Below are 23950 nucleotides of genomic sequence, written 5' to 3' on the forward strand. Positions count from 1 at the left end.
CGAGCAGGCGACAGAGGGGGAGGACCGTTCCATTCGTGGAGCGCATCCTGCACCTGTCGAACCGCCTGGGAGTTCACTTGATCGACGCTCGTAGCCATTCGTTCGCCGACCGCCACGTCGGCCCGGATTCGGCCGAATTGGGCCGCATTCTCGAGGTAGTCGGTGTGGGTTCGCTCGACGAACTCGCCACTCGCGCGGTGCCGGCCAGCATCCTCGACCCGACCTCCGGCGGTGTCGCTGCGGGTCTCGAGGCGCTCGACGCCCCGCTGACGGAGCACGACGCGCTCGCCGCACTGTCCGCACTGGCGGCGAAGAACACGACGGCCGTGTCGATGATCGGGCTCGGCTACTACGACACGCTCACCCCGCCGGTGCTGGTGCGCAACATCCTCGAGAACCCCGCCTGGTACACGGCGTACACGCCGTATCAGCCCGAGATCAGCCAGGGCCGACTCGAGGCGCTGCTCAACTTCCAGACCATGGTCGGCGATCTGACCGGCATGCAAATCGCCAACTCGTCGATGCTCGACGAGGGCACCGCCGCGGCCGAGGCGATGACGCTGCTGCGTCGTGCGTCGCGGAGCAAGTCGCCGCGCTTCGTCCTCGACACCGACCTGTTCCCGCAGACGCGTGCCGTGGTGATCACCCGCGCCGAGCCGCTCGGCATCGAGATCGTCGAGGCGGACCTGACGCAGGGGCTGCCGGACGGTGAGTTCTTCGGCGTCCTCGCGCAGCTTCCGGGCGCGTCGGGCCGGGTCGTCGACCACTCCGCGATGATCGCGGAGGCCCACGAGCGCGGTGCGCTGGTCGCGGTCGGCGCTGATCTGCTGGCGATGACGCTGCTGACCCCGCCGGGTGAGCAGGGGGCCGACGCCTGTTTCGGCACCACGCAGCGGTTCGGTGTCCCGATGGGCTTCGGTGGCCCGCATGCCGGGTACCTCGCCGTGCACACCAAGCACGCCCGTCAGCTCCCGGGCCGCCTGGTCGGCATCTCGGTCGACGCCGACGACAACAAGGCGTACCGCCTGGCGCTGCAGACACGCGAACAGCACATCCGTCGCGAGAAGGCTACGAGCAACATCTGCACCGCGCAGGTGCTGCTCGCGATCGTCGCGGCAATGTACGCCAGCTACCACGGGGCCGAGGGCCTGAAGGCTATCGCGCAGCGCGTCCATCAGCGTGCCGAGTTCCTCGCCGCGGGCCTGCGCGCTGCCGGCGTCGAGGTGGTCCACGAGCAGTTCTTCGACACCGTCCTGGCCCGAGTGCCCGGTCGCGCCGAGGAAGTGGTCGCGAACGCCAAGGCGTGGGGCGTGAACCTGCGTCTCGTCGACGGAGACCACGTCGGCGTTGCGTGCGACGAGGCGACCACGGAGGCCCACGTTCAGTCCGTGCTCGCAGCGTTCGGCCTGCCGGCGGGCACCGACATCGACAACGTCCCCGCGCCGTTCGGTGACCGGACCACCCCGTACCTGCAGCACGAGTCGTTCACCAAGTACCGCACCGAGACCGCCATGCTGCGTTACCTGCGGGCGCTGTCGGACAAGGACATCGCGCTCGACCGCAGCATGATCCCGCTGGGTTCGTGCACCATGAAGCTCAACGCGACCGCCGAGATGGAACCCATCACGTGGCCCGGCTTCTCGAAGCTGCATCCGTTCGCGGCCGAGGACGCGCCCGGGATGATGAAGGTCATCGAGGACCTGCAGAACTGGCTGGTCGCCATCACCGGCTACGACGCGGTGAGCCTGCAGCCCAATGCCGGCAGCCAGGGCGAGTACGCGGGCCTGCTGGCCATCCGCAACTACCACCTCAGCCGCGGCGACGATCACCGCGACACCTGCTTGATCCCGTCCAGTGCTCACGGCACCAACGCGGCGTCCGCGGTGATGGTCGGGATGCGCGTCGAGGTCGTCGCGTGCCGCGAGAACGGTGACGTCGATCTGGACGACCTGCGGGCCAAGATCGCCGATCATGCCGAGCGTCTCGCCGCGATCATGATCACCTACCCGTCGACGCACGGCGTGTACGAGCACGAGATCGGTGAGATCTGCGCGGCCGTCCACGACGCCGGCGGCCAGGTGTACGTCGACGGTGCGAACCTGAACGCGCTCGTCGGGCTCGCGCGGCCGGGACGCTTCGGCGGCGATGTCAGCCACCTGAACCTGCACAAGACGTTCTGCATCCCGCACGGCGGCGGTGGCCCGGGCGTCGGCCCGATCGGTGTCCGCTCGCACCTCGCGCCGTTCCTGCCCGGGCATCCGATGGCCCCCGAACTGGGTGGCTCGGGGCCGGTTTCGGCGGCGCCCTACGGTAGCGCGTCGATCCTGCCGATCACCTGGACCTACATCAAGATGATGGGTGCCCAGGGCCTGCGCCGTGCGTCGCTCACCGCGATCGCCTCGGCCAACTACATCGCCCGTCGTCTCGACGAGTACTTCCCGGTCCTCTACACCGGTGAGAACGGGATGGTCGCGCACGAGTGCATCCTCGACCTGCGTCCGCTCACCAAGGAGACCGGCGTGACGGTCGACGATGTGGCGAAGCGTCTGGCCGACTACGGCTTCCACGCGCCGACCATGAGCTTCCCGGTCGCGGGCACGCTGATGGTGGAGCCCACCGAGAGCGAGAACCTCGACGAGATCGACCAGTTCTGTGAGGCGATGATCGCGATCCGTCGCGAGATCGACCGAGTCGGGGCAGGGGAGTGGCCCGTCGAGGACAACCCGCTGCGAGGCGCCCCGCACACCGCCGAATGCCTTGTTTCCGAGTGGAATCACCCGTACTCGCGGGAGATCGCCGTCTACCCGCTCGGCACGGGCCGGCCCAAGGTGTGGCCGTCCGTGCGTCGAATCGACGGCGCGCACGGGGACCGGAACCTCGTGTGCTCGTGCCCGCCGATCGAGGCGTACAGCAGCTGAGCTGACTGAATCCGACACCGGGCGAGGCCCCGGTCGTTCTCTGGAACGACCGGGGCCTCGCCGATTCGGCGCTCGGGCCGGATCGACCCGGGCGGAGGTCCGTGCAGCACGGAACTCTGGAGAATCCCGAATTCGGGGGTTCGTCTACATCGGCGGGAGGAGGGGGAGCGGACGGGCCCTCGTCGCACCTGACAATTCGGTCCCGTCGCGCACTCGCAGAGCCCGACCGGGCGTTCCGATACCGAAACGTCGTTGACCGGCCCGAGTGGGCGGGCAGATGATCGATGGATGGTCGAAGTGCCGGACGAGATACGGGCTGCGCGACTAGCGGAGTTGTTCGACCTCGTGGTCGACAGCTACGACAACGTGGGGGTGCCTTTCTTCGGGCCGATCGCGGAACGACTGATAGCGGAGGTCGACCCACGCGCGGGTGCGCGCGTGCTGGACATCGGATGCGGACGCGGCGCCGTCCTGTTCCGACTCGCGGAGGCTGTGGGCCCCGGTGGGGAAGTGGTCGGCATCGACGTGTCGCCCAAGATGGTCGCGGCCACCGCTCACGAGGCGCGCGCCCGGGGGCTGACGAACGTGAGTGTCCAGGTGATGGATGCGACGGCGCCGACGCTTCCGCGGGGCGCGTTCGACGCGATCACGGCGTCGTTCATGATCTTCTTCCTGCCGGACCCCGCGGCGGCCCTGACCGCGTGGCGATCGCTCCTGGTGCCGCACGGAACCGTGGGCGTGTCGACGTTCGGGGCGTGGGATCCGCGCTGGGAGCAGATGGAGGATCTGTTCGGGCCCTACCGGGATCGCGCCTTCTTCCGTATCGATCCGCGGGATCCGAACGGGCCCTTCGGCAGCGACGGCGCCGTCGAGGGATTGATGCGAACCGCCGGCCTGGTCCATCCGCGCACCGTCGCTTTCGATCTCGATCTGTTCTTCGACGACACGGAGCAGTGGTACGCGTGGACTCGCTCGCACGGGCAGCGACAACTGTGGGATTCGATTCCGGCCGGTGACCTCGATCGGGTTCGTGACGCCGCGCTCGCGCGGGTCGACGGCTGGCGCGACGAGCAGGGACGGATCACGTCACGGCATCGGATCAGGCTGACACTCGCCCAGCGGCCGTAGTCCGGCCGGGATGCGCAGCAACGGGAGGGGCGGCATGTCGCGGATTCTGGTGGCGGTACTCGTCGTCGCGGCACTGTTCGGGGTAGGAGTCGCGTCGTTCCGGGCGCTGTCCGATGTCGCAGGGGAGGATGGTGCGCGACCGGTGGAGAACAGCGCGTTCACGGTCCGCGGGCGTACCGTGACCTGCGCCGAGTTGCTTCCCGATGGGTGCGACTTCGATCTTCAGCATGCCTACGACCGGTGGGGCGAAGGCCTCGGTGCCTACGTGACGAGCGACCTCGGCCCGTGGGGTAGGGGGTTGGGCGCCCAGGAGGCGGCACAACTCGGCCTCGAAGCATGCATCACCGCCGGCGTTCCGGGGCGGACGTTCCTGGAATACCTCGACCGGGTGCGGGTCGACCGCCCGGAGGCGACCAGTCCGGAGCTGTTCCCGTTCTGGGATCAGGCGCGTCGGATTCTCTGCCCGTCGCTGTAGTCCGGCAATCGCCGGAATCCGGACCGGTGTCGGTGTACGGAAATCGGTATGCGACGGAATCCGTATGAATCCAGAATTCCAGGGCCTGCCATGCAGCAATCTCACCCCACCGACACCTCGGTTTCGAGCAGCCAAGACGACGGGGCACACCCCACACTCACCCTGCCGGGCGGCTGGCCAACTCGAGGATCGTGATCTCCGGCGGGGCGCCGACCCGAACGGGCGGCCCCCACGCACCCGCCCCGCGGGACGTGTAGAGGACGGTGTCGCCGATCCGATCGAGTCCGGTCACCGACGGCTGCTGCAGGGGGACGAGGTAGCCGAGCGGCCACATCTGTCCGCCGTGCGTGTGGCCCGACAACTGCAGGTTCACGCCCAGTTCCGACGCCTCGATCGCCTGCTTCGGCTGGTGCGCCAGCAGCATCACGAAGCGTTCCGGATCCCGGCCGGCCAGTGCCGCGGGCAGGTCCGGTTCGTACGGGGCGGGGGAGGTGCGGTCGTGGATGCCTGCGAGGTCGATCACCGCGCCGCCGCGCGCGATCTCGACGCGCTCGTTGCGGAGCGTGCGGATGCCGAGCCGGTCCCACAGGTCCAGCCATCGGCCACCGTCGCCGGCGTAGAACTCGTGGTTGCCGCTGACGCCGTACACGCCGAGCGGCGCGCGCAGGTCGCGCAACGGCTCGAGGTCCGGTCCCACCTTCGCGACCGTGCCGTCGACCAGGTCGCCGCCGAGCAGGATCAGTTCGGGTTTCTGCTCGTTGACCAGTTCGACGACCTTGCGGGTGAACCCGACGCCGCGAGCCGGGCCGACATGCAGGTCCGTCACGAGCGCGATCCGCATGCCGGCGAACTGACTCGGCAGGCGCCGCAGCGGCACCCGCACGCGCTCGATGCCCGGTGTGCGGGCCTCGGCGACGCCGTAGCCGGCGGCCCCGACGGCGGCCACCGCAACCGCGGCCGTCGCACCGCGCAACACGCGGCGCCTCGACGGGTCGGTGGGTTGCGGTCGACCCGCCAGGCGGGCAATGCCCGATCCGGCGGCGACCAGGACCAACCCGAGCACCAGGTACAGCAGCGCCGCGAGCCACACCCAGCCGACGAAGCCGGGGATCCGGGCCCACGTCGGGTCGAAGACCTCGCCGCTGCCGAGACCGATCAGCGCCAGCACCCACAGGGTGATCAGGGCGATGTCGACGGCGCGTGCCGCGCGACCGGTCAGCCCGGTCGCGCGGACGAGACGTCGGTGCACCCACCAGCTCACCAGCGCCAGGAAGACGCCGAACACGGCGATGCGGACCATGGTCTACGACAGCATCTGTCCGAGCGCGGCACCGAGTTCGGGACCCTGTGTCGACGGCACCGCGGTGAAGGTTCCACCGGTCTGTTCGGCCATCGCCTGCAGGGTCGCCTGGTCGCTGTTCTCGGCGATCGAGATGACGTCGACCCGGACCGGTTGTGCGGAACCGGTGAGCTCGCGGGTGAGTTGCTGCTTGGTGGTGGACGTGTCGTCGTTGGGTCCGTCGGTGATCAGCAGGACCGAGTTGGGGCGGTCGGCGACGAACCCGGAGACGGCGCTCTTGTGGGCGGCGATCACCGACGCGTACGTCGACGTCGCGGTCGCTGGGCGCAGCGACTGCAGCGCACTGTCCAGCTGTTGCCGTCGTGTGCCCTCGGACAGCGGCCCGGTGGACACCTTCACCAGGTACGGCTTGTTGCCGTCGAGCCCGCGGCTGTACACCCACAGGCCGATGTCGGACGAGTCGGGCAGGCTCGCGATCTGTCGGGACACTGCGTCGACGGTGTTGCTCAGGCGGGTGCCGGTGCCGTCGTCGTAGCCCATCGAGCCGGAGACGTCGAGCAGGATCGTGGTGGCCTGCGGGACGGCGGGATTCGCGAACGTCTGCAGCAGGTGTTGCTGGGCGGGGCCGGTGGCCGGTGCGAGCACCTGTCCGATCGGGGGCATCGGCGCCTGATCCGTTGCGGCCGGGATGTCGTCGCCGACCCGGAATCCGGCATCGACGAGAGTCCGGACCTGCTCGGGCTGACGGAGGAAGTCCACGAACTGGGCGGCGGCGCGGCCGAGGGTCTCGTCGACCCACGGCGTCGCCAGGATCGCGGCGGGATGATCGGCGACCGGCGTCGCACCGGCGGGCGCGAAGGCGACCAGCCCGGACGCCTTCTTACCGAGGGCGCGGATCTGCTGCTCGGTCGAGGGCACTGTGTGGAAGGTGCCCTTCGCCGGTTCCGGCTGGGCTGCCAGTGCCGAGGTCGCGTCCGCGATCGATGTCGGCGCCCCGTCGATGGCCTTGCCGCCGTTCGCGAGGGCCGCGATCGCGGCGGTCACCTGCGGCGAGGCGGCCTGCGTCTCGTCGAGCGGACCCGCGCCGACATCGGCGGAGGACGCGGCGACGGCGTCGAGCGCCTGATCGGTGGGGGAGCCCGCGGGCAGCGTGAGTTTCAGTGAGCCCCAACCGGGTAGCCCGAGCCCGTCCAGCGTGTCCTTGCCGGACTGCAGTGCGGGCAGGTTCTGCCACCCGGTGCCCGCCGCGGTGAACGCCAGAGCCAGTTCCCTCGGGGCGGCGAGCACCACCGGGCTGGTGGCGAGCGACTTGGGCTGTCCGTCGACCACACCGCCGGTGGCTGCCACGCGGTTGACCGACTGGCTGCTCGACGGGATCCACAGCGCCGGCGCCGGCCCGAGATCGCCGTTCCACGGCCCCCTGGGGGCGCCGCCGAGGGCGTCGGCGACGGCGGCGGAGTGGTGTGCGGTCACCGACACCGTCACGCAGTGGTCCCGGACCACCGGATCGGTGGCGGTGTAGCGGGCCGCGAGTTCGCGGATCTGGTCGGCGATGTCCGGCGATGCGGCCACCTCCAGGGTGGCGTCGCCCTCGACACACGCACCCGCCGCCGTCGTTCCCTCATTACTGGTGCGGTCCCGCAGTTGGAACCAGCCGACGACGGCGAGAACCAGGAGGATCACCGACACCACTGCGATGACCGGGCCCTTGCTGACGCCGCGTGCGCGTCGGTCACTGCGATGTTGCCCCACGTGTTCAACCGCCTCGCTTCACAACCGAAGGACCGGCTCCTGACCGGCCCTGACGAACGCAGTCTAGTTGCGAATACGGACATCCCGACGCGCGCGGCCCCGACACCTGTGACGGTGCCGGGGCCGCATGCGGACTCAGGTCGCGATCAGGCGTTGGCGGCCTTGTACTCGCGGCGACGGCGATGCAGGATCGGCTCGGTGTAGCCGCTGGGCTGCTTGCCACCCTCGAGGATCAGTTCCTTCGCCGCCTGGAAGGCGATGCAGGAATCGAAGTTCGGGGCCATCGGACGGTACGACGCGTCGCCCTCGTTCTGCCGGTCGACGACCGGCGCCATCCGCTCGAGGCTCGCGACGATGTCGGCCTCGGTGACGATGCCGTGGCGCAGCCAGTTGGCGAGCAGCTGACTCGAGATACGCAGCGTCGCGCGGTCCTCCATGAGTGCGACGTCGTGGATGTCGGGCACCTTGGAGCAGCCGACGCCCGCGTCGATCCAGCGCACCACGTAGCCGAGGATCGACTGGCAGTTGTTGTCGAGTTCCTGCTGCTTCTCGGCCTCGGACCAGTCGGTGCTGGGCGCGAGCGGGATGGTGAGGATCTCGTCGACGGTCGCGCGGGGCTTGCCCTTGAGCTGATCCTGGACCGCGAACACGTCCACCTGGTGGTAGTGCGTCGCGTGGAGGGTCGCGCCGGTGGGCGAGGGCACCCATGCGGTGTTGGCGCCGGCCTTCGGGTGGCCGATCTTCTGCTCGAGCATGTCGGCCATCAGGTCGGTCATGGCCCACATGCCCTTACCGATCTGCGCCTTGCCCTGCAGACCCGTGGCCAGTCCGGTGTCGACGTTCCAGTCCTCGTACGCGGTGATCCACGTCTGCTTCTTCATGTCGGCCTTGCGCACCATGGCACCGGCCTCCATCGAGGTGTGGATCTCGTCGCCGGTGCGGTCGAGGAAGCCGGTGTTGATGAACACCACCCGCTGGTCCGCTTCCTTGATGCAGGCCGCGAGGTTGACGGTGGTGCGCCGCTCCTCGTCCATGATGCCGACCTTGAGCGTGTTGGTGGGCAGGCCCAGAACCTCTTCGACGCGGCCGAACAGCTCGGTGGTGAACGCGACCTCTTCGGGGCCGTGCTGCTTGGGCTTGACGATGTAGATCGAGCCGGTGCGGGAGTTGTTCAGCGGACCGTGGTCCTCGTCGATGCTCAGGCCGTGGACCGCGCACGCGCCGGTGATCAGCGCGTCGAGGATGCCCTCGGGCAGCTCGTTGCCGTCGGCGTCGACGATCGCCGGGTTGGTCATCAGGTGACCGACGTTGCGCACGAACAGCAGCGAGCGGCCGTGTAGCGCGAGCTCGCCGCCGTCCGGGGTGGTGTAGGTGCGGTCACCGTTGAGCGTGCGGGTGACGGTCTTGCCGCCCTTGTCGAACGACTCGGACAGGTCGCCGCGGTTGAGTCCCAGCCAGTTCCGGTAGCCGACCACCTTGTCGTCGGCGTCGACGGCCGCGACGGAGTCCTCGAAGTCCATGATCGTGGTGATCGCGGACTCGAGCACGACATCCTTGACGCCGGCGCCGTCGGTCTGGCCGATCGGGGAGGTCGGGTCGATCTCGATCTCGACGTGCAGGCCGTTGTTGCGCAGCAGCACCGACGTCGGGGAGTCCTTGTCGCCGAGCAATCCGACGAACTTCTCGGGCTGCGCGAGCCCGGTGATGACCTCACCGCCCAGCTCGACCGCCAGCTTGTCGTCGACCACGAAGTAGCGGGTGGCCTCGGCGTGCGAACCCTTGGCCAGCGGCGCGGCGGTGTCGAGGAAGTTGCGGGCCCACGCGATGACCTTGTCGCCGCGAACCTTGTTGTAGCCGGGCTTTCCTCTGGGCGCCTTCTCGGCACCGCCCTCTTCGGAGATCGCGTCGGTGCCGTACAGCGCGTCGTACAGCGAGCCCCAGCGGGCGTTGGACGCATTGAGCGCGAAGCGGGCGTTGAGCACGGGAACCACCAGCTGCGGGCCGGCGGTGGTGGCGATCTCCGCATCGACGTTCTCGGTCGCGACCTGGAACGGCGCCGGCTCGGGCAGCAGGTAGCCGATCTTCTGGAGGAACGCCTTGTACTCGGCGGCACCCTGCGGCTTGCCGGCGCGCTCGCGGTGCCACGCGTCGATCTGCGCCTGCAGATCGTCACGCTTGGCGAGCAGTGCCTTGTTCTTCGGCGCCAGGTCGGCGAAGACCTTGCCCGCGCCCTCCCAGAACGTCTCGGCGGACACGCCGGTGCCGGGAAGAGCCTCATCGTTCACGAAGTCGTAGAGAACCTTGGCGACCTGAAGACCACCGACCTGCACGCGTTCAGTCATTGAACTGCCTCACTTTTCCGGTACCACCAGCAGCATCCACAGCAGGGACGCCGAACGGGACGACAACAATGTTACCCGGCGGTAGCTTCCGGAGGAGATCAGTCCGGTGCGGCTGCCGGGACGGCATCGACGAATACAGCTGGAGAGCTGAGGCGCGTGAGGTGGGCGCCGACTGCGGTGGGACGAACGGTGCGCGTCCGGATGCAGACTCGATCACGAAAGGCGAGTTGGCCGATCGTGCACAGATGATACTGGCCGGTCACGATCACCGCGCGGCGGCCCGGGGCCTTGCTGGGTGACGCCTCGACGAGCGGTCCGGCACATGCGGTGAGCGGCGCTGCTGTTGACGCGGCGGCGTTCCTGCCGTTTCGTGTGGAGCGAAGTTGATCAAGTACAGGAGGTACACGTGAGCGACTACGACGCCAAGATGATCATGCTCTCGACCGAGAACCTGGACGAGGCCGTCAAGTTCTACACCGAGACCCTCGGGATGACGCTGAAGTTCCGGGACGGCGCGCACTTCGCGGCCCTCGACGGGGGATCGGTGACGATCGCGCTCGCGACCGCCGTCGACCATCCGATCCCCGGGAAGGTCGTCGTCGGCATCAAGACCGCCGACGTCGACGCCGCGGCGAAGGCGATCGAGGAAGGCGGCGGGGCCATCGTGAAGGGCCCGTACGACGACGCCCACGAGCGGCGCGCGGTGGTCTACGACAACAACGGCAACGGCCTGGTGTTCTACAGCCCGCTCGCCCGGAAGTAGTCGCCCCAAGGTGAAGGCCCGCAGCGTGTGACGCTGCGGGCCTTCGTCGTTCTATCCCTGCTTGGCGGTCGCGGCCGCTGCCGCCGCGAGCCGCTCCGCCGCGTCTGTGAGCGGAATACCGTCCTCGACGAGCGCCGGCACCAGCAGATCCATGCACTTGCCCAGCATCACCACCAGCAACACCCGCAGCGCGCTGATGTCGGCGGCGACGCGGACCCGGTCGGTGCTCACACACGACAGCCGCGAGTACGCCTGCTCGACCGTCTGCCACTCGCCGAGCAGACCCTCGACCAGCAGTTGCGCCCGGACGACCGGCGCGGCCGCAGGGTACAGCGCCTCCTCGGCGGCCCGATGCCAGGGGCGCAGCGTGAACTCGGCGAAGTCGACGACGGCCCGGTGTGCGGCCTCGAACTCGGGGCCACCCTGGCCGACGGTGCGGAACACGTCGCGCTCGAGCCCCGCGATGCGACCGAGCAGGTCGAACATCGTCGCCTGCAGCTCGACGGCCGCCTCCTGATTCGTCGTGTCGGTCATCGAAATCCTCTCGTCCCGTGGGCTCGGCGCCCCGCCCGTCGATCACACAGTAGGTGTCCGGCCTCCGCGCGACTGCGCTGTCGTACTCACCGATACGCTTTCCGGCGTGCGTGGTGAATACAAGGTTCCCGGTGGCAAGCTCGTCGTGGTCGACGTCGAGGTGGAGGACGGGCGCCTGTCGCGGGTGTCGTTGTCCGGTGACTTCTTCCTCGAACCGGACGAGGCGCTCGACGACATCACCGCCGCGGTCACCGGCATGCCCGTCGCTGCCGATTCCGCGCAGTTGGGTCAGGCGATCTCAGGGGCGCTGGGTGACGACGTCGCGATGATCGGCTTCACTCCGGAGTCGGTGGGCATCGCGATCCGACGCGCTCTCGGCCACGCGACCAGCTGGCACGACCACACCTTCGACGTCATCGAACCCGTCGTGCTGGATCCGGCGATGCACGTCGCCCTCGACGAGGTGATCACCCGCGAGGTGGCGGCCGGGGAGCGCCGCCCGACGCTGCGGTTCTGGGACTGGGACTCGCCGCTGGTGGTGCTGGGGTCGTTCCAGTCGGTGCGCAACGAGGTCGACGAGGAGGCGGCGGCCCGGCACGGCATCGGCGTGGTCCGGCGCATCTCCGGCGGCGGCGCGATGTTCATGGAGCCCGGCAACTGCATCACCTACTCGCTGGCGGTGCCGACCTCGCTGGTCGACGGGCTGAGCTTCGAGCGTTCGTACGAGTTCCTCGACCAGTGGGTGATGGGTGCGCTCGCCGACGTCGGCATCAACGCCCGCTACGTGCCGCTCAACGACATCGCCTCCGACAAGGGCAAGATCGCCGGGGCCGCGCAGAAACGCTTCGCCGCCGGCGCGGTGCTGCACCACGTGACGATGGCCTACGACATCGACGCCGACAAGATGACCGAGGTGCTGCGCATCGGCCGCGAGAAGATCTCCGACAAGGGCATCACCAGCTCCGGCAAGCGGGTCGACCCGATGCGCTCACAGACCGGCATGGATCGCGACGACATCATCGCCGCGTTCCTCACGCACTTCCGCGCCCGTTACGACACCCACACCAGTTCGTACACCGACGCCGAACTGGCCGCCGCGAGGGAACTGGTCGAGAACAAGTTCGCGAACCCGGAGTGGACCTACCGCGTGCCCTGACCGCCGGCGCCGCGCGCGAATCGGCGCCGTGCGCGCGCAACGGTGCGCGCGGGACGCCGATTCGCGCGCGGGGCGCGACGGCTCGACTGCTACAGCGATCCGGTGCGGCCTTCGGCGTTGTGCTGGTTGGCAAGATCCGTAGCGGCGTTGGCGCCGAGGTCGGCCCCCACGGAACCGCCGGCGAACCCTCCGATCAGCGTCGCTGCAGCTGTCGCCGCCATAGCGGGCCCCAGCGTTACCGGCCAGGACGCGGGACCACCCGCTGCGACAACGGCGGCGGCGATGGCCCCGACGGGCACGCCGATCAACGAACCCCCCATCACGTGGCCGGCGGTAGCTCCCAGGAACTGGCCGGTGTCGGTGTAGTCCGCGACGCGCTGCTGGGGCGTGGGTGCGTACCCGAGCTGCAGAACATTGAACGGTCGCGCGTTCAGGTCGTACGGGTTGTACAGCGGCGGAACCTCGATCTGCGGCATCTCGGGCAGGGCCGGGATGTTCGCGGATCCGGTGTCCTGTGCGTGCGCGGTGCCGGCGGAGGCGGCGACGATCGCGACCGGCAGCGCGCCGGCGACGACGGCGCGTCGCGCCCAACGGTTCTGCTTCGCAGCATGGCGAGCCATGAGAATTCCCCCTGAATTCGGTGCCGCGTGGGACGCGGCGATGGTGTGCATCGGCGTCCCGGGCGGGCGCCGCAAGGCTGCGGTAGACGCGCGAGATGTGCTCGAAATGTCCCCCCCAGACCGTCGAACAATTTAGTGGTTACGGGCGGATATAGCTAATCGGCGAGGATCGTCTCGGCCGCGTGGTCGGTCAGCAGCGTCCGGCATCGCCCGAGCAGTCGCCCGCGCAACTGCGCCGCGCGCTCCGAGAGCGCCACCTGCTCGCGGACGTAGTCGGCGCGGCCCTGCGGAGTCTCGATGCGGACGGGCTCGTAGCCGTAGTCGGCGAGGTCGTAGGGGCTGGCCTTCATGTCGAGTTCCCGCGCGTCCGTTGCCAGACGGAAACAGTCGATGACCAACTCGGATTCGACGAGCGATCCGAGCTTGGTCGCCCACTTGTACAGGTCCATCCCGGCGTGCAGACAGCCCGGCTGCTCGCGCGCGACCTGCTCGTCCCGGCTCAGCGGCACCTCGTTGCGGGGTGCGGCGTCGGCGGTGAAGAAGCGGAACGCGTCGAAGTGGGTGCAGCGCAGACTCATCGACTCGACCACCTCGTCGGTGCCGGCGTGCCCGAGCCGCAGCGGGACCTGCGAGTGGCGTACCGCCTCGTCGCCGCCGCGGTAGACCATCGCCCACTCGTGCAGGCCGAAGCAGCTCAGGTGCGGGCGTCGCTGCGCGGTCGCGGACAGCAGTGCGGCGATGTACTCGACGGTCGCGCGTCGGTGTTCGAGGACGTCGGGGGAGACGGTCACGCCCCGCGCGGTGGCCGCGTAGCCGGCGTACTTCAGGTAGTCCGTCGCCGCGGCGCCGCCGAGGGCGGTGCCGAAACCGGGATGCCAGCGGCGCAGCTGATTGGGGCGCACGCTGTAGTACGTGAACAGGAAGTCGTGGACCGGGTGACTCTCGCCGGCCGCACGACGTTGCAGGTGCGGCCCGACGAGATCCGCCACCACCTCGTGGTGGCGGTCTCGTCGGGCAGTCCACACCTCTTCCGGCAGAACTGCCGAACTCACTACTCTCAGACCGCCTTCTGACCGGGAATCACGTCGTCGATCCGGTGCGTGCCGTCGCGCACGGTGCCGACGAACTCCTCGACCAGATCCTCGAGCGCGACGATACCGATCACGCTGCCGGACGCGTCGACCACGGCCCCGAGGTGTGAGCTGGCGCGGCGCAGCCCGGCAAGAGCGTCGTCGAGCGGCAGGGTCACCGAGATGCGGGGCAGGCGTCGGATGTCGGAGCGCGGGATCACCGTCTCCGGTCCGGCCGATTCGTCGGCGACCCGGTCGAGCACGTCCTTGAGGTGCAGGTAGCCGACCAGTGAGCCGTCGGCGTCCCGCACCGGGTACCGCGAGTAACCGGTCTCGATGACCGCCTCCTCGACGGAACCGAGGGTGGTGCCGTCGCTGGACAGCGGCACCGTGCGGACCTTGTCGGACGGGATCATGACGTCGGCGACCGTGCGGCCCTCCGTCTCGAGCGCCTGCGTCAGACGCCTGTGCTCCTCCTCGTCGATCAGGCCCTCCGTGTGGGATTCGCCGATCATCTCCGACAGTTCGATCGCGGAGACGGTCGCGTCGAGCTCGTCCTTGGGCTCGACGCGCAGCATCCTGAGGATGCCGTTGGCACTGATGTTGTAAAAGCCGATCAGCGGGCGCACCAGTTTGATGAACCCGAGGTGGATCGGCACCAGCAGCATCGCTGTCTTCTCCGGTCCGGCGATCGCGATGTTCTTCGGGACCATCTCGCCGAGCAGGATGTGCAGGACCACGACCAGCGCCAACGCGATCGTGAACGCGATCGGGTGCAGCAGTCCGTCCGGGACACCGAGGGCGTCCATCGGGGCCTCGATCAGGTGCGCGATGGCCGGCTCGCCGACCTTACCGAGCAGGATCGAGCAGATCGTGATGCCCAGCTGCGCGCCCGCGAGCATCAGCGACAGGTTCTCGCCCGCCGAGATGACCGTGCGGGCCCGCTTCTTGCCCTGCGCGTGCAGGGCCTCGAGGCGGTCGCGGCGGGCGGTGATGAGTGCGAACTCGGCACCGACGAAGAACGCGTTGCCGGCGAGCAGGACGACGGTGAGCAGAACACCGAACAGGTCACCCACGGTCGTTCTCCTCTCGCGTCGCGCCGATGGCGGGGACCGGCGTGAGGAGCACCCGGTCGATCCGTCGGCCGTCCATCGTCAGTACCCGGGCGATCCAGCCGCGGCCGTCGGGGCCGATCGGATTGCCGTGCGAATCGGGCAGCGGTACCTCGTCGCCCTCGACCGGGATCCGGCCTAGACAGGTCAGCACCAGGCCGCCGAGGGTGTCGTACTCGCCCTCGGGGGCGGTGTACCCGGTGGCCCGGGTGATCTCGTCGGTGCGCAGCAGTCCCGAGCAGGACCAGCTGTGACCCACGCGCTGGACGTCGATCTCGGGCTCGTCGTGCTCGTCGCGGACGTCGCCGAGGATCTCCTCGATGAGGTCCTCCATGGTCACGATGCCGGCGGTGCCGCCGTACTCGTCGACGACGAGTGCGACCTGCATGCCGTCGGCCCGGATCTGTTCCATCACCGAGTCGCCGTCGAGCGAGGACGGGACGACGGGCACGGCCTGCGCGAGGCTGTCGAGTCGTGTCATGCCGCGGCGCGCCGCCGGGACGGTGAACGCGTGCTTGATGTGCACGACGCCCATGGTGTTGTCGAGATCGCCGTCCACGATCGGGAACCGGGAGAACCCGGTGCGCGAGGCGGCGTCGATGAGGTCGACGACGGTGGCGTCGGTGTCGAGGGACTCGATCTTCACACGCGGTGTCATCAGCTCCTCGGCGCTGAGCTCGCCGAACCGCAGCGAGCGGTTCACCAGCAGCGCGGTGCCGGCGTCCAGCGATCCGCGTTCGGCGGACGTGCGGACGAGAGACCCGAGTTCCTGCGGGGACCGTGCCGAGCGCAGTTCCTCGGCGGGTTCGATGCCGAGGCGTCGGACCACCCAGTTGGCGGTGCCGTTGAGGCCGTTGATCGCCCACTTGAAGATCAGCGAGAAGCCGGCCTGCAGGCCGGCGGTGGCGCGGGCGGTGGGCAGCGGCCTGGAGATGGCCAGGTTCTTCGGGACCAGCTCACCGAAGATCATCGAGAACGACGTCGCGATGATCAGGGCCAGCGCCAGCGAGATTCCGCTCGCCGTCGACGCGGACAGCCCGATCGCATCGAGGATCGGGGTGATGAACCGGGCCAGCACCGGTTCGGCGAGGTAACCGGTGATCAGTGTCGTGATCGTGATGCCGAGCTGGGCGCCGGACAGCTGGAACGACAGCGTGCGGTGCGCGTGCTGGACCTGTCGGGCGCGTCGGTCACCGTCGCGTGCGTGGGCGTCGACGGTGCTGCGCTCGAGCGCGGTGAGGGAGAATTCCGCCGCCACGAAGATGGCGGTGCCTGCGGTCAAGGCTACGAAGCCGACCAGGCTGAGGGCAGTCAGTGCGATGTTCACGTCAGCACCGCCCGCCGAGTAGTTCGGGGCCGCCGGGTTTGTCTCCCGGCTCGGTAGAGGACCCCTCCGAGGTTTCGGAGGAACCTTCGACACCGGCGGACTCGGCATTCGAGCCCGGGGAGGTTGCCACGGGGGGTGCGTCGGGGGGTGTGTGTATGGGTGCCGCGGGCACCGGAGTCCTCTCTGTCGGGCGGCGCATTACGTCACGAACAACGGATGCTGCGCCGATCATATTTCCGGAAATAGAGCTTCCACTGTACCGGTCGAGGCATGAATGGGATGAAACGGACATGCGTTCGCGCTGTGGGTGGGGGAGTCACCAGCCGGACGGGAGCGGACGCCCCTCCGCGAACCCGGCCGCCGACTGGACGCCGATGACGGCCTTGTCGTGCAGTTCGTCGAGGGTCCGGGCACCGGCGTACGTGCAGGTGCTGCGGACCCCGGCGCAGATGTGGTCCAGCAGGTCCTCGACGCCCGGTCGCGCCGGATCGAGGAGCATCCGGGAGGTGGAGATGCCCTCCTCGAACAGACCCTTGCGGGCACGGTCGAACGCGGTGTCGTCGACGGTGCGGGCCGCGACGGCCCGCTTGGACGCCATCCCGAAGCTCTCCTTGTACCGGTTGCCCTCCCGGTCGATCCGCAGCTCGCCGGGCGACTCGTACGTTCCCGCGAACCACGACCCGACCATGACGTTCGCCGCGCCCGCCGCCAGCGCGAGCGCGACGTCGCGCGGATGCCGCACGCCGCCGTCCGCCCACACGTGCGCACCCAGTTCGCGCGCGGCGGCCGCGCACTCGGCCACCGCGGAGAACTGGGGGCGGCCGACACCGGTCATCATCCGGGTGGTGCACATCGCGCCGGGGCCGACGCCGACCTTGACGATGTTCGCGCCGGCCTCGATGAGGTCCCGGGTGCCTCGGGCGGACACCACGTTGCCGGCGACGAGCGGGACCCCCAGGCCGAGCGCGGCGACCGAACGCAGCGCGTCGAGCATCCGCTGCTGGTGTCCGTGCGCGGTGTCGAGCACCAGCAGGTCGGCGCCCGCATCGGCGAGCGCCTTCGCCTTGGCCGCGACGTCTCCGTTGACGCCGACCGCGGCGGCGACCCGAAGTCGGCCGTGCTGGTCGACCGCGGGTGTGTAGATCCCGGCCCGGATGGCGCCGGTGCGGGTGAGGACGCCGGCGAGCATGCCGTCGGCGTCGACGATCACCGCGAGCGGATCGTGCCGCGACTCCAGCAGGGCGAACACCTCGCGGGGTGTCGCCGTCACCGGCGCGGTCGCGAAGTCGCGCACCGCGACGGCGCCGACACGTGTGAAGCGGTCCACGTCCGCGCAGGACGATTCGGTGAGCACCCCGACCGGCTTGCCGCCGTCGACGACGACGGCGGCCCGGTGCGCGCGCTTGTGCAGCAGCGTCAGCGCATCCGAGACGGCGTCCTCGGGATCGAGGGTGATCGGCGTGTCCGCCACCAGATGCCGGTTCTTGACGAAATCGACGGTCTCGGCGACCGCGGACGACGGCACGTCCTGCGGGATGACCACGAGCCCACCGCGCCGGGCGACGGTCTCGGCCATCCGCCGTCCCGCGACCGCGGTCATGTTGGCGACGACGATCGGGATCGTGGTCCCGGACCCGTCCGACGTCGCGAGGCTCACGTCGAAGCGCGACGCGACGTCAGTCCGGTTCGGGACGAGGAACACGTCGTCGTAGGTGAGGTCGTACGGCGGGCGGTGCCCTTCGAGGAACTCCACAGTGGCCGAGCGTACTGCCCGCACCAGCCCCGTGCCCGGTATCAGGCGAGCGTCGGGTCCGTGTCGTCTGCCGGTGCCGACTCGGGGCGTTCGAGTCGTCCGTCGCCGTAGCGGGCGAAGCGGCCCGTCTCGCGGCTGTAGACGGGGGCCTCCGACGGCCACGGCCAGCCGCCGAACCTGGTGGTCCGGTAGTCGTTGTATGCCTGCATGATCTCGCGTTCGGAGTTCATGACGAACGGGCCCTGCGCGGCGACCGGCTCGCCGATGGGCACGCCTTGCAGCATCAACACCGTCGACCGGGTGTCCGCGCGCACGGACAGGCTGTCGCCGTCGTCGGGCGCGTAGCCCCACCCGGATTCGACGGCGGTGCCGTCGATGTCGACGCGGGCCCCGTCGCCGTGGACGTAGAGGACCCGCCGGGCGTCGGCGGAGGCCGCGGAGGGGAGTTCGATCGCCGCGCCCGGTTCGAGGTCCACCAGCCAGATGGCCACGTCGGCGCTGTCCTCGGCCGCCCAGGAGTGGGCGGGCGGTGCCAGCGCGTCCCGGTCCCCGAAGCGGCCGGCGATCACCCGCACGTGCGCGGTGCCGGTCTCGCCCACGACCTCGACGGCGGGGATGTCCTCGTTCCAGAGCATCTTGAACTCCGGCGGCGCGGACTTGTTGCGGGCCGGCAGGTTCAGCCAGATCTGGTACAGCTCGAAGTCGTTGTCGCGGTCGGTGTTCAGGAGGGGGAACATCTCCGAGTGGCTGACCCCGCCTCCCGCGGTGACCCACTGCACGTCGCCGCCGCCGTAGCGGGCGCCGGCGCCGGTGGAGTCGGCGTGATCGACGAAGCCGCGCCGGACGATCGTGACGGTCTCGAACCCGCGGTGCGGGTGTGCGGGGAAACCGGGCACCGTCGTGCCGTGGTACATGTTCCAGCCGGACGGATTGCCGAAGTCCTGGCCGAGCGGGCGGTCGGAGACGTCGACGGCGGGCGTCATGTCCGCGGTGCCCTCCGGGTAGTGGTCGACGTGGTGGACCGCGAACAGGAACGGATCGAGTGCCTGCCACGGGCCGCCGAGGCGGAAGATCTGTCCCGAGCGGGTGGTCGAACCCATGCTTCCTCCTGATGTGGATCGGGCGAACCCGATAGTTGAAGATTTGATTTCATTCTCGGGGGTGGCAACGCGGACCGGCCGCCGGGCATTCCCGTCAGTCCGCGACCGGCTCGGGCGCCCGCTGCAGTGCGGCCTGATCGCGGGAGAGTGCGATCGTCGTCCCCACCATGACGGCGGCGGCGACCACGATGACCGCGATCCCGGCACCGGAGACGCGCAGGCGCTCGTCGAGCACCGTCATCCCGAGGAACACCGCGATCACCGGCTCGCCGATCGTCATCGCCGGCAGCGACGCCGACAGCGGGCCCACCTGGAAGGCGCGCTGCTGCAGATACACGCCGACGATCCCGGACGCGAGCAGCGCGTACGTCTGCCACGCGCCGATCACCTCGACGAACCCGCGCTCGAACAGATCGGTCACATACTTGGTGAACGCCACCGCCACCCCGTACAGCGCGCCGCTCGCGGCGCCGAGCAGCAGCGCCCGCCGACCCGGGGCGACCCGCGGGGACAGGCCGACCAGCGTCGCGACCGCGATGGCGGCCACCACCGCGGTGAGCGGGACGGCCCACTGCGCCCACGGGGCGTCGACGCCGCCCGCGGTGGGATTGCCGACGACGAGGAACACCGCCAGCGCGGCGCTGAGCGCGACCGCCAGCCCCCACGAACTGCGCGGGAACCGGGTCCCCGAGAACCGCGCCGACAGCGGCAACGCGAACAGCAATGCCGTCACCAGTAGTGGCTGCACCACCAGCACCGAACCCAGCGCCAACGCCACCACCTGCATCAGGTAGCCGCCGCCGTCGCCGAGCAGGCCCGCCCACCAGCGGGGACTGCGCATCAGCGACGCGATGAGGGGCTGCTCCTCCGGCACCTGCGACGCCGCGCTCTGCTGCGCCACCGACGCGCACGCGAACAGGAACGCGGCGACCAGTGCGCACAGGACGGAGGCGAGCATGGCGCTCAGGCACCCCCGCGGCGTCGCCGGCTGCGCGGCGCCGCACCGGGCCGGGCCCGACGCTGGTCGCCGCGGCCGGGCTTCTGCGCCCCGTCGCGGTCCTTCTGCCCGGCGGCGCCGCGGGGCGGTAGCGCGGTGCCGCGCAGCGACACCCGGGTCGGCCGCTCGTCGGCCGTCCGCTGGGGCGCCACCGGATCCGGGATGGGCACGCCGCTGGGACGGCGTGCACCGGTGATCGCGGCCAGCCGCGGGTCGTTCGGTCCGACCGCGATCGGTTCCGCCTCGACGCCGGCCGCACGCATAACCTTCGCCGCCGGGGCACGCTCGTCCTCGGTCACCAGCGTGACCACCGCGCCGGCCTCGCCGGCCCGCGCCGTGCGGCCCGCGCGGTGCAGGTAGGCCTTGGATTCGGTCGGCGGATCGACGTGCACGACGAGGGAGACGTCGTCGACGTGGATGCCGCGCGCGGCGACGTCGGTGGCGACCAGCACCGGTCGGGTGCCGTCGGCGAATTCCGCCAGCGTCCGCGTCCGGTAGCCCTGGGGCTTGTCGCCGTGCAGCGCGCCCGCGTCGATGCCGACGGCTCGCAGCTGCTCGTGCAACCGGTCCACCCCGTGCTTGGTCCGCACGAACAGCAGCGTGCGTCCCGCCCGGGAAGCGATCCGCGCGACGACCTCCGCCTTGTCCGACCGCTCGACGTACAGCACGTGGTGCGTCATCGTCTCGACGGACGCCTCCGGCGGCGCGGTCGCGTGCAGCACTGGATCGGTGAGATACCGCCGGACCAGGGCGTCGACCTCGCCGTCCAGCGTCGCGGAGAACAGCAGCCGCTGCGCCTGCGCGGGCGTCCGATCGAGCACCTCCGTCACCTGGGGGAGGAACCCGAGTTCGGCCATGTGATCGGCCTCGTCGACGGCGGTGACCACGACGTCGTCGAGCGTGATCGTCCCCGACGCGAGGTGATCGGCGATCCGGCCGGGCGTGCCGACGACGACGTCCGCGACGCGCGAGAGCCGCACCGCCTGCCCCTTGAACGGCACCCCGCCGACGAGCAGCGCGATCCGCAGGCCCAGCGCGAGCGCCGACTCGTCGAGCGCCTTGTCGATCTGGGCGGCCAGCTCACGGGTGGGGACCAACACGATGGCGCGCGGGCGACCCGGTCGGCTCGCCTTTCCGATCAGCCGCACCAGCATCGGCAACCCGAACGCGAGGGTCTTCCCGGACCCGGTCGGCGCCCGGCCGAGCACGTCCCGTCCGGCGAGGATGTCCGGGATCGTCGCCGCCTGGATGGGGAACGGGGTCTTCACCCCGTCACGGCCCAATGCGTGCACGAGCGTGGGCGGAAGCCCCAACTGTGCGAAGGTGACGTCGGAGCGGTCGGACATCGGGATGGGGTGCCTCCGTAAGGGCCGGTGAGGAACCGGGCCGCAGACCCGGGCACAGACGCAGCTCGCGTGTGAAGTCACAGGTTACCGCGTACGGCGGATGACAGAATTCAGCTTTTCCCGTGGACGATCCTCTCGCGCCACGGTCCACGAGGAGGTAGACGTGTCCGAATCCCGCAGTTCCAGGCCGTCGGTGTCCGACGCCGAGTTCCGGCACCTGCAGCGGTGCGTCGAACTCGCCGCCGAGGCCCTGCTGGCCGGCGACGAGCCGTTCGGATCGGTGCTCGCCACCGCCGACGGCACCGCAGTGGCCGAGGACCGCAATCGGATCGCCGGCGGCGACCGGACACGGCATCCGGAGTTCGAACTCGCCCGCTGGGCCGCCGAGAACCTGACCATCGACGAGCGCGCCGGCGCGACGGTCTACACCTCGGGCGAACACTGCCCGATGTGCGCGGCCGCGCACGCCTGGGTGGGTCTGGGCCGGATCGTCTACGTCGCCTCCACCGAACAGCTGGTGGGCTGGTTGACCGAGATGGGGGTGGCGCCGGCCCCGGTGAGCCCGCTGCCGATCCAGGCCGTCGCCCCCGGTGTCACCGTGGTCGGACCGATCCCGGAACTCGTCGAGGACGTGCACGTGCTGCACCGGCAACTCCACGGCGCCTGACCGCAGACGTGCGACGGGGGCGGACGCTGGTCGCGTCCGCCCCCGTCATCTGTCCGCCGACGAGGCTCAGGCCTCGATCTCGGAGCGGTCACCGCTCCAGAGGGTGTGGAACTTGCCCGGCTTGTCGATGCGCTCGTAGGTGTGCGCACCGAAGAAGTCGCGCTGGCCCTGCGTCAGGGCCGCCGGCAGGCGCTCGGCGCGCAGGCCGTCGTAGTACGACAGCGACGACGCGAACGCCGGCACCGGGATGCCGAGGGTGGTCGCGGTGACGACCACGCGACGCCAGCTGTCGATCGCGTTCTCGATCGCCTCGCGGAAGTACGGCTCGACAATCAGCGACGTGAGGTTCGGGTTGCTGTCGTATGCATCCTTGATGCGGTTCAGGAAGCGGGCCCGGATGATGCAGCCGCCGCGCCAGATGGTCGCCAGGTCACCCGGGGTGAGGTTCCAGTCGTACTCCTCGCTGCCCGCGCGGATCTGATCGAAGCCCTGCGCGTACGCGACGATCTTCGATGCGTACAGCGCGCGGCGGATATCCTCGGTGAACTGTTCGACATCGGTCGGCTTGGCGCCCAGGTCGCCCGACGCCAGGCCCTGCGCGGCCTTGCGCTGGTCACGCGAACCGGACAGCGCGCGGGCGAACACGGCCTCGGCGATGCCGGTGACCGGCACACCGAGATCGAGCGCGGACTTGACCGTCCAGCGGCCGGTGCCCTTCTGCTCGGCGGCGTCGACGATGACGTCGACCAGTGCCCTGCCGGTCTCGGCGTCCTTCTGCCTGAGCACCTCCGCGGTGATCTCCACGAGGTAGCTCTCGAGCTCGCCCGCGTTCCACTCGGTGAACACGTCGGCGATCTTGTCGGCGTCGAAGCCGAGGGCGTCACGGAACAGGTTGTAGGCCTCGCCGATCAGCTGCATGTCGGCGTACTCGATACCGTTGTGCACCATCTTCACGAAGTGACCCGAGCCGTCGGGGCCGATGTGCGTGCAGCACGGGGTGCCGTCGACGTGCGCCGAGATCGACTCGAGCAGCGGGCCGAGCGCCGCGTACGACTCCTTGGGACCGCCGGGCATGATCGACGGGCCGTTGAGGGCACCCTCCTCGCCGCCGGAGATGCCCGCGCCGACGAAGTGCAGACCGCGCTCGCGCAGCGCCGCCTCACGACGGATCGTGTCGGTGTACAGCGCGTTGCCGCCGTCGATGATGATGTCACCGGGCTCCATCGCGTTCGCGAGTTCCTCGATGACCGCATCGGTCGCGTCGCCGGCCTTGACCATGATCAGCACGCGTCGCGGCTTCTGCAGCGCGCCGACGAACTCCTCGATGGTCTCGGTGCGGACGAAATCACCGTCGCTACCGTGCTCGGCGATCAGCGCATCGGTCTTGGCGACACTGCGGTTGTGCAGCGCCACGGTGTGGCCGTGGCGGGCAAAGTTGCGGGCGATGTTGGATCCCATAACGGCGAGCCCGGTAACGCCGATCTGGGCGCGGGCAGCCTCGGTGCTGGCAGAGGTCTCGGTGGTCATGGTTACAGCTTCCCTCGTTACCCCCGCGAAACGCGAACCGGCCCCGCTGTTCGGGATATGGCA

General features: G+C 69.9%; 19 protein-coding genes. 6 read left to right on the plus strand and 13 right to left on the minus strand.

Going from position 1 to position 23950, the window contains the following annotated elements:
- The first annotated feature begins 77 nt into the window (after nt 1-77).
- The 3 genes from gcvP (at nt 78) to DEU38_RS21950 (ending at nt 4521) form a co-directional block, all read left to right on the plus strand.
- The gene (gene gcvP / locus DEU38_RS21940) at nt 78-2918 is read left to right on the plus strand and encodes an aminomethyl-transferring glycine dehydrogenase (protein ID WP_114723592.1); all 2841 of its coding nucleotides are present in this window, start codon (nt 78-80) and stop codon (nt 2916-2918) included.
- Between the two features lie 288 nt (nt 2919-3206).
- Complete coding sequence (locus DEU38_RS21945) at nt 3207-4046, plus strand: class I SAM-dependent methyltransferase (RefSeq protein WP_114723518.1); 840 nt, start codon at nt 3207-3209, stop codon at nt 4044-4046.
- A 34-nt stretch (nt 4047-4080) separates the two neighbouring features.
- The gene (locus DEU38_RS21950; RefSeq protein ID WP_114723519.1) at nt 4081-4521 is read left to right on the plus strand and encodes a hypothetical protein; all 441 of its coding nucleotides are present in this window, start codon (nt 4081-4083) and stop codon (nt 4519-4521) included.
- Nucleotides 4522-4678: 157 nt separating this feature from the next.
- Here DEU38_RS21950 and DEU38_RS21955 read toward each other — a convergent pair whose 3' ends face one another.
- The 3 genes from DEU38_RS21955 to DEU38_RS21965 all read right to left on the minus strand — a co-directional run bounded on the left by DEU38_RS21955 (nt 4679) and on the right by DEU38_RS21965 (nt 9915).
- The gene (locus DEU38_RS21955; protein WP_114723520.1) at nt 4679-5821 is read right to left on the minus strand and encodes a metallophosphoesterase; all 1143 of its coding nucleotides are present in this window, start codon (nt 5819-5821) and stop codon (nt 4679-4681) included.
- 3 nt (nt 5822-5824) lie between these two features.
- Nucleotides 5825-7573, minus strand: coding sequence for a substrate-binding domain-containing protein (locus DEU38_RS21960; RefSeq protein ID WP_114723521.1), 1749 nt, complete (start codon nt 7571-7573; stop codon nt 5825-5827).
- 146 nt (nt 7574-7719) lie between these two features.
- Nucleotides 7720-9915: a malate synthase G gene (locus tag DEU38_RS21965; RefSeq protein WP_114723522.1), complete on the minus strand. Its 2196-nt coding sequence runs from the start codon at nt 9913-9915 to the stop codon at nt 7720-7722.
- A gap of 406 nt (nt 9916-10321) precedes the next feature.
- Between DEU38_RS21965 and DEU38_RS21970 the strand changes: the two genes are divergently transcribed.
- Nucleotides 10322-10678, plus strand: coding sequence for a VOC family protein (locus DEU38_RS21970; RefSeq protein WP_114723523.1), 357 nt, complete (start codon nt 10322-10324; stop codon nt 10676-10678).
- Between the two features lie 51 nt (nt 10679-10729).
- Here the strand turns inward: DEU38_RS21970 and DEU38_RS21975 are convergent, their stop codons facing one another.
- Nucleotides 10730-11212, minus strand: coding sequence for a hypothetical protein (locus tag DEU38_RS21975; RefSeq protein WP_114723524.1), 483 nt, complete (start codon nt 11210-11212; stop codon nt 10730-10732).
- 106 nt (nt 11213-11318) lie between these two features.
- Between DEU38_RS21975 and DEU38_RS21980 the strand changes: the two genes are divergently transcribed.
- Nucleotides 11319-12368, plus strand: a complete 1050-nt coding sequence (locus DEU38_RS21980) for a biotin/lipoate A/B protein ligase family protein (protein WP_114723525.1) — start codon at nt 11319-11321, stop codon at nt 12366-12368.
- 89 nt (nt 12369-12457) lie between these two features.
- Here the strand turns inward: DEU38_RS21980 and DEU38_RS21985 are convergent, their stop codons facing one another.
- From DEU38_RS21985 to DEU38_RS22025, 8 genes are all read right to left on the minus strand, one after another.
- Nucleotides 12458-12988, minus strand: a complete 531-nt coding sequence (locus DEU38_RS21985; protein WP_114723526.1) for a hypothetical protein — start codon at nt 12986-12988, stop codon at nt 12458-12460.
- Nucleotides 12989-13143: 155 nt separating this feature from the next.
- Entirely contained in the window at nt 13144-14040 is an 897-nt protein-coding gene (locus tag DEU38_RS21990) for a 3-methyladenine DNA glycosylase (RefSeq protein ID WP_114723527.1), read from the minus strand.
- 5 nt (nt 14041-14045) lie between these two features.
- Nucleotides 14046-15134 carry a hemolysin family protein gene (locus DEU38_RS21995; RefSeq protein ID WP_114723528.1) on the minus strand — a complete coding sequence of 363 codons (1089 nt, stop codon included), beginning with the start codon at nt 15132-15134 and terminating at the stop codon, nt 14046-14048.
- On the minus strand, nt 15127-16497 hold the full coding sequence (locus tag DEU38_RS22000) for a hemolysin family protein (protein WP_114723529.1): 1371 nt from the start codon (nt 16495-16497) through the stop codon (nt 15127-15129). The genes DEU38_RS21995 and DEU38_RS22000 overlap by 8 nt, the downstream gene beginning before the upstream one ends.
- 316 nt (nt 16498-16813) lie before the next feature.
- Nucleotides 16814-18250: a GuaB1 family IMP dehydrogenase-related protein gene (locus tag DEU38_RS22010; protein WP_114723530.1), complete on the minus strand. Its 1437-nt coding sequence runs from the start codon at nt 18248-18250 to the stop codon at nt 16814-16816.
- A gap of 41 nt (nt 18251-18291) precedes the next feature.
- Nucleotides 18292-19350, minus strand: coding sequence for a pirin family protein (locus DEU38_RS22015; protein ID WP_114723531.1), 1059 nt, complete (start codon nt 19348-19350; stop codon nt 18292-18294).
- 94 nt (nt 19351-19444) lie between these two features.
- On the minus strand, nt 19445-20308 hold the full coding sequence (locus DEU38_RS22020; protein ID WP_397484743.1) for a DMT family transporter: 864 nt from the start codon (nt 20306-20308) through the stop codon (nt 19445-19447).
- 5 nt (nt 20309-20313) lie between these two features.
- A complete protein-coding gene (locus DEU38_RS22025; protein ID WP_114723533.1) occupies nt 20314-21693 on the minus strand; it encodes a DEAD/DEAH box helicase in 1380 nt (459 codons plus the stop codon).
- A gap of 163 nt (nt 21694-21856) precedes the next feature.
- Here DEU38_RS22025 and DEU38_RS22030 point away from each other — a divergent pair, with 163 nt between their 5' ends.
- A complete protein-coding gene (locus tag DEU38_RS22030; protein ID WP_258558099.1) occupies nt 21857-22360 on the plus strand; it encodes a nucleoside deaminase in 504 nt (167 codons plus the stop codon).
- A 66-nt stretch (nt 22361-22426) separates the two neighbouring features.
- On the opposite strand, the gene gndA is transcribed toward DEU38_RS22030, so the two are convergent.
- Entirely contained in the window at nt 22427-23887 is a 1461-nt protein-coding gene (gene gndA, locus DEU38_RS22035) for an NADP-dependent phosphogluconate dehydrogenase (RefSeq protein WP_114723535.1), read from the minus strand.
- Nucleotides 23888-23950: the final 63 nt, after the last annotated feature.

Origin of the sequence: Rhodococcus sp. AG1013, from assembly GCF_003350365.1 — a bacterium.
In the GTDB taxonomy this organism is placed as follows: Bacteria; Actinomycetota; Actinomycetes; order Mycobacteriales; family Mycobacteriaceae; genus Prescottella.